The sequence below is a fragment of the Amaricoccus solimangrovi genome, assembly GCF_006385685.1.
Taxonomy (GTDB): domain Bacteria; phylum Pseudomonadota; class Alphaproteobacteria; order Rhodobacterales; family Rhodobacteraceae; genus Amaricoccus; species Amaricoccus solimangrovi.
Genome location: NZ_VFRP01000058.1, coordinates 1 through 9,963 on the forward strand (window position 1 = coordinate 1; position 9,963 = coordinate 9,963).

Annotated in this window: 9 protein-coding genes; 5 read left to right on the forward strand and 4 right to left on the reverse strand. The window is 69.6% G+C overall.

Annotation, left to right across the window (positions count from 1 at the left end):
• A partial coding sequence (locus FJM51_RS22635) for an ATP-binding cassette domain-containing protein (protein WP_140456372.1) occupies nucleotides 1-480 on the reverse strand: 480 nt, incomplete at its 3' end.
• A 7-nt stretch (nucleotides 481-487) separates the two neighbouring features.
• Here FJM51_RS22635 and FJM51_RS22640 point away from each other — a divergent pair.
• The 4 genes from FJM51_RS22640 to FJM51_RS22655 all read left to right on the forward strand — a co-directional run bounded on the left by FJM51_RS22640 (nucleotide 488) and on the right by FJM51_RS22655 (nucleotide 5,686).
• On the forward strand, nucleotides 488-1,129 hold the full coding sequence (locus tag FJM51_RS22640) for a LysR substrate-binding domain-containing protein (protein WP_210240399.1): 642 nt from the start codon (nucleotides 488-490) through the stop codon (nucleotides 1,127-1,129).
• Between the two features lie 183 nt (nucleotides 1,130-1,312).
• A complete protein-coding gene (locus tag FJM51_RS22645) occupies nucleotides 1,313-2,983 on the forward strand; it encodes an FAD-dependent oxidoreductase (RefSeq protein ID WP_140456373.1) in 1,671 nt (556 codons plus the stop codon).
• A 68-nt stretch (nucleotides 2,984-3,051) separates the two neighbouring features.
• The gene (gene ggt / locus FJM51_RS22650) at nucleotides 3,052-4,788 is read left to right on the forward strand and encodes a gamma-glutamyltransferase (RefSeq protein ID WP_140456374.1); all 1,737 of its coding nucleotides are present in this window, start codon (nucleotides 3,052-3,054) and stop codon (nucleotides 4,786-4,788) included.
• Nucleotides 4,789-5,137: 349 nt separating this feature from the next.
• Nucleotides 5,138-5,686: a helix-turn-helix domain-containing protein gene (locus FJM51_RS22655; RefSeq protein WP_181164725.1), complete on the forward strand. Its 549-nt coding sequence runs from the start codon at nucleotides 5,138-5,140 to the stop codon at nucleotides 5,684-5,686.
• Here the strand turns inward: FJM51_RS22655 and FJM51_RS22660 are convergent.
• The 3 genes from FJM51_RS22660 to FJM51_RS22670 form a co-directional block, all read right to left on the reverse strand.
• A complete protein-coding gene (locus FJM51_RS22660) occupies nucleotides 5,632-5,964 on the reverse strand; it encodes a hypothetical protein (RefSeq protein WP_140456376.1) in 333 nt (110 codons plus the stop codon). The genes FJM51_RS22655 and FJM51_RS22660 overlap by 55 nt on opposite strands.
• A gap of 239 nt (nucleotides 5,965-6,203) precedes the next feature.
• Nucleotides 6,204-7,229, reverse strand: coding sequence for an AI-2E family transporter (locus FJM51_RS22665; RefSeq protein WP_140456377.1), 1,026 nt, complete (start codon nucleotides 7,227-7,229; stop codon nucleotides 6,204-6,206).
• A 120-nt stretch (nucleotides 7,230-7,349) separates the two neighbouring features.
• Nucleotides 7,350-8,057 (reverse strand): LysM peptidoglycan-binding domain-containing protein, encoded by a 708-nt coding sequence (locus tag FJM51_RS22670; RefSeq protein WP_140456378.1) that lies wholly within the window; start codon nucleotides 8,055-8,057, stop codon nucleotides 7,350-7,352.
• 207 nt (nucleotides 8,058-8,264) lie between these two features.
• Here FJM51_RS22670 and FJM51_RS22675 point away from each other — a divergent pair, with 207 nt between their 5' ends.
• Nucleotides 8,265-9,152: a YihY/virulence factor BrkB family protein gene (locus FJM51_RS22675; RefSeq protein WP_140456379.1), complete on the forward strand. Its 888-nt coding sequence runs from the start codon at nucleotides 8,265-8,267 to the stop codon at nucleotides 9,150-9,152.
• Nucleotides 9,153-9,963 lie beyond the last annotated feature (811 nt).

A 9,963-nucleotide genomic window follows, 5' to 3' on the forward strand; every position in this document is an offset into this window, starting at 1 on the left:
CTGCATCAGGTGCCGGGTGTGGATGTCGAGCGCCGAGAACGGCTCGTCCATCAGGATCACCTTCGGTCCGGTGATCAGCGCCTGCGCCATCTGTACGCGCTTGCGCTGTCCGCCCGAGAGCTGGTGCGGATAGCGCTGCTCGAAACCCCGCAGCCCCACCTTCGCGAGCCAGCCGAGCGCCCTTTCCCGACGTTCCGCCGCGGGAACGCCGCGAAACAACGGTCCGAGCTCGACGTTCTCGATCGCGGTCTTCCAGGGCAGGAGCGCGTCCTGCTGGAAGAGGTAGCCGATGTCGTTCTGGACGTCGCGCACCGGCGCGCCGTCGATCGACACCGTCCCCTTGGCGGGCTTGAGCAGGCCCGCGATCGCATTGAGGATCGTGCTCTTGCCACAGCCCGTGGGGCCGACGATCGCCAGGAATTCTCCGTCGGTGACCGTGGGATTGACGTTCTCGACCGCGACGAAATTGCCGAAGGTCATTGTCACGTTGTCGATCGCCTGCCTCCCGACGGCCGCGTTCTATTTCCTGCCTTCCGTCATCCGCGAGTTCAACGCGCGCTATCGCAACATCCGGTTCCGGATTCTGGACCTGCCTGCCACGGAGGGCCTGCAGGCGGTCTCGCGCGGCGAGGTGGAGTTCGGGATCAACATCATGGGATCTTCCGATCCCGACCTCGTCTTCGACCGGCTGGTGGAGGATCCCTTCGTGCTTGCGGCCAGGAAGGATCATCCCCTTTCGGAGCGATCGAGCCTTACCTGGGCCGACCTCAGCCCCTATCAGCTGATCACCGTCCACCGATCCAGCGCCAACCGGATCCTGCTCGATTCGATGCTCGCGCGCGCGAACCTCACCCTTCGGTGGTCATACGAGGTCACGCATCTCTCGACCTCGCTCGGCCTCGTCGAAGCGGGCCTCGGCATTTCGGTCCTCCCGCGCATGGCCACGCCCCAGGGCGAGCACCCGTTTCTCATCACGCGCCCGATCGGAGGCCCCGAGATCTCGCGCACGATCGGCGTCGTCCGCCGGCGCGGCGCGGTCCTCTCTCCCGCCGCGGACCGGTTCCTCGGCATCCTGATCGACACCTGGGGGGATCACCTGTCACCGGAATCGGCCCCGGCCGGTTCCTGACGATCCGTGCCGCGTCGAGGCTCGCTCACGGCGTGCATCCCCGCTCCATTCGCCAACGGCCTCGGTATGTTCGCCAGGTGATGGCAGCCCAACTGCGACCGAGGCGGGAATTCGGTTCACGCCGTCGTTGCCGACCTACCGGCGGCGGTCTACCCTCGGAACCGCGTGGTCCAGGGAGGCCTCATGGACGAATCGACGACGGGCGCGGCCCATCCGCCGCTTCATCCGCGACAGGCTGACACCTTCCCGACGCTGACGGCCGCGGAGATCGACCGCGTCCGGCCGCATGGCGAGGTCCGGAGCTTCCGCTCCGGCGAGGCGCTGTTCGAGGCCGGACGCCCGGCCGCCGGGATGTTCGTCATCCTCTCCGGCCAGGTCGCCGTGACGCTGCGCGACGGGCTCGGCCGGCGGCGGCCGCTCGTCGAGCAGGGTCCGGGCCAGTTCCTCGCCGAGGCCGGGCAGCTTTCCGGCCGGCCCGCGCTCGCGGACGCCCATGCCGAGGGCCCGGTCGAGGCGATCCTCGTGCCGCCGGCGGGCTTGCGCGCGCTGCTCGTCGCCGACGCGGCGCTTGGCGAGCGGATCACCCGCGCGCTGATCCTGCGCCGCGTCGCGCTGATCCAGAGCGGCCATGGCGGGCCGCTCATCGTCGGCGCGGCCGACGACGCCGAGGTGATCCGGCTCGTCACCTTCCTCACCCGGAGCAGCCATCCGCATGGCACCGTCGAACCCGGCGACCCGGTGGCCGCGGATCTGATGGCCGAGCACCGGCCGTGCCAAGGGCCGCTGCCGCTCGTCATCCTGCCGACGGGCGCGGTGCTGCACAATCCGAGCCTCGCCGAGCTCGGTCAGCGGCTCGGGCTTTCCGGCCGCGCCCCCGCGCGCGACCTCTTCGACGTGGCGATCGTCGGCGCCGGGCCGGCCGGCCTCTCGGCGGCGGTCTACGCGGCCTCCGAGGGCCTGTCGGTGACCGTGCTCGACGCGGTGGGCTACGGCGGGCAGGCCGGCGCCAGCATGCGGATCGAGAACTATCTCGGCTTTCCCACCGGCATCACCGGCAAGGCGCTCTCCGGGCGCGCCTTCGTCCAGGCCGAGAAGTTCGGCGCCGACATCGTCTTTCCGACCCGCGTCGTGGAGCTCGTCCGGCTCGGTCCGGCGGGCCCCTACCGGCTCGACCTCTCCGACGGCGGCTCGGTGACGGCGCGTACCGTGGTCATCGCCAGCGGCGCCCGCTACCGCCGTCCGGCGATCCCGGAGATCGACCGGTTCGAGGGTCGCGGCGTCTGGTACTGGGCCTCGCCGCTCGAGGCGAAGATGTGCGCCGGCGCCGAGGTCGCGCTGGTCGGCGGCGGCAATTCGGCCGGGCAGGCGGCGGTCTTTCTCGCGGCCCACGCGTCGAAGGTGAACCTGCTGATCCGGGGCGACGATCTCGGCCGGAGCATGTCGCGCTATCTCGTCGACCGGATCGGAGCGACAGCGAACATCGCGCTCTGCGCCGCGACCGAGGTGACGGCGCTCGATGCCACCGCGGCGGGCCATCTCGCCGGCCTGACGTGGCGCTGCCGGCAGGATGGCCGGACCGAGGCGCGGCCGATCCGCGACCTCTTCATCTTCGTCGGCGCCGATCCGGAGACGAGCTGGGTGCGGCCCTGCGCGCTGAAACTCGACACCCACGGCTTCGTCCTCACCGGCGCCTCCGTTCCGGGGGCGGCGCCGGGCAAGCCGCCGCTCGAGGCGAGCCTGCCGGGCGTCTTCGCGATCGGCGACGTCCGCGCCGGCTCGGTCAAGCGGGTCGGCGGCGCGATCGGCGAGGGCGCCGCCGTGGTCGCGGCGATTCACGCGGCGCTCGCGGCCTGACGGCCCTCCTCCCACCGGTCTCGAGGTGGGTGGGCGGGAGGAACCGAAAATCTGACGGAGGGGCCGAAATGGAACAGCTCAGGTGGACGCGGAGGGGGCTCGCCGCCGCGATCTGGCTCGGCGCTGTCGCGGTGGCGGAAGCCGCGTCGCCGCCGCCGGCGACGGGGGAGAACGGGATGGTCGTGACCGCCCAGCATCTCGCGACCGGGATCGGCGTCGATGTGCTCAAGGCGGGCGGCAACGCGATCGACGCGGCGGTCGCGGTCGGCTACGCGCTCGCCGTCACCTATCCCAGGGCCGGCAATCTCGGCGGCGGCGGCTTCATGACCATCCGCCTCGCCGACGCAACCACCACCTTCCTCGACTTCCGCGAACGCGCGCCCCGCGCAGCCACCCGCGACATGTATCTCGACGAACAGGGCGCGCCGGTGCCGGGCGCGAGCACGGACAGCTATCTTGCGATCGGCGTGCCGGGCTCGGTCGCCGGGCTCGAGGCGGCGCGCGAGAGATACGGCACGAAGCCGCGCTCCGAGCTGATCGCGCCGGCGCTCCGCCTCGCGCGCGACGGCTTCGTGCTCGAACCCGGCGACGCGGCCGCGCTCGCCAACGCGGGCGCCCTGCTCGCCCGCGACCCGGCGGCGGCGAAGATCTTCCTCGAGGACGGCCAATCGCCGCCGCCGGGCGCCACGCTGGTCCAGACCGATCTCGCGAAGACGCTTCAGGCGATCTCCGATCAAGGCGCGCCGGCCTTCTATCGGGGCGAAACCGCCGATCTGATCGTGAAGGCCAGCGCGGCGAACGGCGGCATCCTCGCGCGGGAAGATTTCGAGGCCTACAAGGTGCGCGAACTCGCGCCGGTCGAATGCGACTACCGCGGCTACGAGATCGCCTCGGCCCCGCCGCCCTCCTCTGGCGGGCTCGTCCTCTGCGAGATCCTGAACATCCTCGAGGGCTATCCGATCTCCTATCTCGGCTACGGCTCGGCGGAGGCGACGCGGCTGATGGTCGAGGCGATGCGCCACGCCTATGTCGATCGCAACACCGCGCTCGGCGATCCCGACTTCGTCGAGAACCCGGTCGCGAAGCTGACGAGCAAGGCCTATGCCGAGGGCATCCGCGCGGAGATCGACCCCTACCGCGCCGGGGTCTCGGAGGACCTCAGGCCCGCGGGCTTCGGGGAATCGACCGAGACCACGCATTACTCGATCATCGACGGGGACGGGAACGCGGTCGCGGTCACCTATACGCTGAACGGCTCCTTCGGAACGGGAAAGGTCGCCGAGGGCACCGGCGTGCTGCTCAACAACGAGATGGACGACTTCACGATGAAGCCGGGGGTACCCAACCTCTACGGCCTCGTCCAGGGCGCGGCCAACGCGATCGAGCCCCGCAAGTCGCCGCTCTCGTCGATGAGCCCGACCATCGTCTCGAAGGACGGCGCGCCCTTCATGGTGATCGGCTCGCCCGGCGGCGCGCGCATCATCACGATCACGCTGGAGGCGATCCTGAACGTGATCGACCACGGGATGAACATCCAGGAGGCGATCGACGCGCCCCGGATCCATCACCAGTGGCTGCCGGACAAGGTCTATGTCGAGCCGCGCGCGCTTTCCCCCGACACGCTGCGCATTCTCGCCGGCCAGGGCTACGACGTCGGCGTCGATCCCGACTGGCCGGTCTGGGGCGCGGCGGCGGGCATCCTCGTCGGCGGCGCCGACCTCGCCGGGATCGAGGCCGGCACCGGCCCGCGCTACACCGGCGCCATCGACAGCCGCGCCGCCGCCGGCTCGGCCCAGGGCTACTGACCGGCCGCGCCCCGCCGGCCACGCTGCGAGGGCCTGTGGACCGCGCCTTCCGGCGGCGGGATCTCCAGGCCCCGGCGCCAAGATAGTCCGATCGGCGGTGGGTAGGTCGAGACAGATCCGGCTGAGCCGGGATACATCCGCGCCACCATCTGCGAGCAAGGGAGGCCCGGAATCGCCGCTCCCGAGCGGCGAGAGCACTTCGTGACGGCGATGAGACGACGCAGGCTTGGTCACGCGTAGCAGGGTTCGGCCCGCTCTGATACCCACCCCCGCTGAGGCAGACTCACGCCAGGGAGTCCCAAAACGCTGAAGGTCTGAATCCATGATGCGAACCAGAGGGAGGTTTGCCGTGGCTGCCGCGGTGTTGCTGCGAGATGATTTTGACGGGCCTGCTCTTCGACGGCTCGCGAGGGTCACGAAGGACGCGGCGCAGGCGCGCCGGCTTCTGGCGCTTGCGGAGGTCTGCGACGGAGGCTCCCGCTCTGACGCGGCGCGGGTGGGTGGGGTCGGCCCGCGGACCATCCGCGACTGGGTGCTGCGCTTCAACGCCCCCGGCCCGGCCGGGCGGATCGACGGCAAGGCGCCGGGCAACGCGTCCAAGCTCGACGACGCCCAGCGTCAGGCTCTGGCCGCCCTCGTCGAGCGCGGCCCGATACCGGCGGTCCACGAGGTGGTGCGCTGGCGCTTGGCCGATCTCGCGCACTGGATATGGGAGGAGTTCGGCATCTCGCTCAGCGAGACGACGGTGAGCCGCGAATTGCGTGCGCTCGGCTATCGGAAGATCTCGGCACGTCCGCGCCACTACGCGCGGAACGAGGCGGTCATCAATGAATATAAAAAAGACTACCCGCCGAGTTGGACGAGATCCGCAAAGGGCTTCCGGCCGGAACCGAGATAGAGCTGTGGTGGCAGGATGAAGCGCGGGTATCCCTCGGGCTGGACATTGAAGTCCGCGTTGGCGCTCTGCTCAGCCACGTCGTGAACCAGGGGTCCCGTGTAGGAGCCAATCGTGCTGATCGACCCGATCGACATCGTGCCATTGGTGAAGAGAGCGTCGACATCGCCGTTCAGGTCGAACCCGATGCCCTGAATGTCACCCGGCTCCGAAGCTCCCGAAGCGAGATGGATCGAAACCTTGACTCGCGCTGTTCCGCCACGAGCCGCGAGGGCCTTCATGCCGAGAGGTTCCTCGCCAGAGTGCACGGACGCTGCCTTCAATGCGAAGCCGATGTTGGCTACGACCGGCTGCGAACTGACCAAACAAATCGGCCACACGCACCGCGCCTGTCTTGCGCGCCGCTATCCGGCGCGGCCGGCCAATGCCGGTCTGAACGCCGCGATGCGAGGGTGTCTCACCCGGATCGCCGCGCCAAACGACAGAGGTCTGCTCGCGGAAACGCGGCGGAAGCACGCTTTCAGGACTTCCGTTCAAGGACGCCCTCCACATAGATCATCCGCGTGGCGACGACGACCGCCGCCAGCAGAGGCGTCGCGACGACGATGCCGAACGCGCCGAACACGGTCCCGAGCACGGTCTGCGACAGGATGGTGAGCGTCGGCGGCAGCGAGGCCGCCCTTTTCTGGATCAGGGGCGCGATCACGTTTCCCTCCAGCATCTGGACCGAAAGGAAGAGCAGACAGACCCACAGCGCGTCGGTCGGCGCCTGCGCGAGAGCCACCGCGACGGCGGGAACAGCCCCGGCGAGGGCCCCGACATACGGCACGAAGTTGAGCAGGCCAGCGATAAGTGACAGCGTAAAGGCAAGCGGGATACCGAGAAATGCCAGTCCCGACCCGATCAGCACCGCGACCACCGCCATGTCGAAGAGTTGACCGGCCACCCAGCCCCGCAGTGTTTCGCCGATTTCGCTCAGAACTTCGCGGCCACGCGGCCGCCAACACGGTGGGAGGAGCCGAAGCGCACCGGATACATAGGTTCCCGGCGCAGCGGCGAGGGAGAACGCCGTCACCAGGCCAACCAGCAAGCTGCCGCCGATCCCCAGCACGGAAACCGCGAAGCCCGGCACGCTACCGGTGAGGCCCCGGATCGCGCTCGCCGCGTGGCGCAGCTGTCCCAGCAAAAAACGGCCCCACGCGCTCTCCTCCAGCCCGCCTGTGATCCGCTCGATCTGGCTCGTCACGTGGCGCCCCGTTTCGATCGCCTGCTCGGCGAGCGCGGGGCCGCGCCACCAGAGCAGGGCCGCGGTCATCACCAGAAGAACGGCGCCGACAAGGGCGAGCGAAACGCCTGTGCCCAGTCCGGTACGCCTGTGGATCGACGTCGCGGCGGCCCTCAAGGCGCAAGCCGCCAGGATGGATGCGAAAACGAGCAGCAGGACGTCGCGGAGCAGCCATACGGCGGGCAGGAGCAGCGCCGCGATCACGCCGGCGCGGAAGGTGACGGCGATGCTGCGCAGGTGGCGTTCCGCTTCTGTCTCCATACGTTGGAAGGCTCTGATCCTCAAAGGGCGGCGCCCGTCTTCATCGTGAGCGCCCGCGGAGACCCACTCCCCGCGCGGGCGAACCGCTCCGGAGCCCGGGGTCGCTCGGCCCGACCGCCGCTACCGTGTCACCTCGAAGCGGCCGGTCCGCGCCTTCAGCCCGTCATCCGTCCTGATCGTGAACGTCAACTCCGATCCGGCCGCGACCCAGGAGGGAACGGCGAGGTTCACCGACACCGTCCCCGACGACGATACCCGCGCATCCCGGATCGGTTCGCTCGCCGTCCCCGGCGTCCCGACCGCGACCGAAACCGGGCTCTCGGCCGGCAGGCCGGTGGCGGAGACGGTCACGGTGGAACCGGCCGGGCCGCTCGTCGGCGACACGTTCGCCGAAGGCGCGGCGGTGTCGTCGCCTATTCCGACATCGCGTCCGAGCTTCTGCAGGCGCGACTTGAGGTCCGGATTTCTGTCAAGGAGGTTCTGGACGGAGGATCCGACCTCGCGTGCCATCCCCTCGACGGCGTCCTTGGCTCCGGCCGTGAAGTCACCCAGTCCTTCCTCCAGCGAGCCGGTGTCCTCGGGTCGGGAGCTCACTCTCACGGTCTCCCCGACGGTCAGATCGCCCGAGCCATCGACGGTGGGATTGGCGGAGAGGATAGCGCCCTCGGTGACGTCGCAGCGGTCCGCGATTCGGCTGAGCGTGTCGCCGCGCTGGACCACGGTCGTGCCACCGGCGCAGGCGACGGTCTGGGCGGAGGCGGGATACGCCGCGAGGAGGCCTCCCGCGACAAGGCCCGCGGCGACCAGGACGCTCAGGCGGCTCTTCATGGTTCGTCCTCCTGTTCGTACGCGCCGCTCCGATCGCTCGCCGTTCCATCTCGCAGCGCGAACGGAGCCCTGGATCACGGGGCCGACGATCGTCCGGTGCCAGGACCGCCAGACTCGCCACCGGCCCCGCGACGGTCGTCTTTTTTGAACGCTTCCTCTCTGGGACCGTTCCGTACTCGCGGGAAATGAACACGGGAGGCGGAAATCGTGGCTCGGCTGAAGGAGTGGGCGCACTATCCCTGGGGTCGAATCCTGCGGCGCGCCGCCGCCGAATCCCGGCGCGACAAGGTGTCGATGGTGGCTTCCGGCGTCGCATTTCGCGCCACGCTGGCGATCTTTCCCGCGGTCGCGGTGCTCGTCTGGGTGGGTGCCCAGCTTCTCGGCGCCGCGGAAGTCCAGTCCGCCGTCCGCTCGGTTTTCTCCGGCCTGCCCGAAAGCACGCGCGCGATCGTCGAGCGGGCCATGTCGAGCAAGCTCGCCTCCGATCCCGCGAGCGGTCATGCGAACTCCTTCCCTGGCTCAGCTGCGCCGTGGTTCGGGATCCTGTTCGCGGTCTGGAGCGCGAACAGCGGCGTGTGGGCCCTGCTGGTCGCGTTGAACTCCATCTTCGAGCGCCTGGAAAGCCGCGGTTTCCTCCGGCGCGCCGCGATATCCATGGCCTTCACGGCGGGGGCGCTCGGTATGGGGATCGTGGTGATCGCACTCACGGTCGTCGTGCCGTATCTCCGGTTGCTGCCCGCGATCCCCGCCGATTGGCTGGCCGCGACCCGATATCTCCGCTGGCCGATGCTCTACCTGCTCGCCGCCGCCGGGCTTGGCGTTCTCTATCGCTACGCGCCGAACCGGGAGGGCGAGCGCTGGCCGCTGGTCACGGTCGGCGGGCTCGGCGCGGCGGCCGCGCTGGTCGGCGCATCCGCGATCTTCTCCTGGCTGGTCGATCACTTCGCGCGCCTGACGGTCACCTACGGCTCGCTCAGCACCGTCATCGCCTTCATGATCTGGCTCTGGCTGTCCTTCGCGCTGGTGCTCGCGGGCGCGGAACTCGACGCCGCCGTGGAGCGGGAAACCATGACCGGAACGAAGTCGGCATCGTGACCGGGATTGCCGATCTCGCGCCGCGCGCGCCCCGCCGATGAACGTGAATACCTTCAATCGGCCGAGGACGAAGCAACAGGCCGTCTTGCCCGGCATCGCCGACGGATCGGTCCTGTTCGTGCGTGCCGGCGGGAACACCCGAGCACACCGCGTCGCCCATGGCGGCGCACGAACCGGATGATGAGATCGAGGTCGCGGGCGGCGTAATCGAGCATATCCGTCCGGGCCTGTCCGGCGCCGACGCGCATCACCACGAGCACGGACCCCGGACAGTGGAGCCGGTCGGGCCGCGCGCCCGGAGCACGGAGACGCGGAGTTGCGCGGGCACTCGGCGATGGACCTAAGAGCGTTCAAGCACGGCAGACGCGGCGCGCGCACCGCTTCAGGCCAGAAGGATGCGGCGAAAGGCCAATCACCGTGCAAAGTGCCATCGCAGCCAACCTCGTCATGGCGCTCGCGAAATCCGCGGCCGCCTTCTTCACCGGCGGCTCGTCGATGCTTTCGGAGCCCTCCACTCGGTGGTCGTTACCGGCAGCCACGAACTCACGCCCGATCAGAAATCCGGAGAGGGTGTGGCGACAGCGCCGTGGCGGGCAGGCTTGGCACCCCGGAAAGATCGGTCCCGCGCGGTCCCGGTGACCGGCCCGCGCAGTCCCCCGCCTTGGGAGGCAACATAGGTCCCCTCCGGCGGCGGAGACATGCTCACGTCATCGGCCCATTGGGCCGGGGCACGGTTTCTTGAGACAGCGTCGAGCGCTACTTTCCCGAGGAACGGGGGTAGAGCATGGACGACAAGAGCGACGTGAAACCT

Excerpts from the sequence above, each read along its gene's own strand:
- ggt (WP_140456374.1), top strand. The coding sequence starts at position 3,052 with ATGGAACAGCTCAGGTGGACGCGGAGGGGGCTCGCCGCCGCGATCTGG.
- FJM51_RS22665 (WP_140456377.1), bottom strand. The coding sequence starts at position 7,229 with ATGGAGACAGAAGCGGAACGCCACCTGCGCAGCATCGCCGTCACCTTC.
- FJM51_RS22645 (WP_140456373.1), top strand. The coding sequence starts at position 1,313 with ATGGACGAATCGACGACGGGCGCGGCCCATCCGCCGCTTCATCCGCGA.
- FJM51_RS22660 (WP_140456376.1), bottom strand. The coding sequence starts at position 5,964 with ATGAAGGCCCTCGCGGCTCGTGGCGGAACAGCGCGAGTCAAGGTTTCG.
- FJM51_RS22670 (WP_140456378.1), bottom strand. The coding sequence starts at position 8,057 with ATGAAGAGCCGCCTGAGCGTCCTGGTCGCCGCGGGCCTTGTCGCGGGA.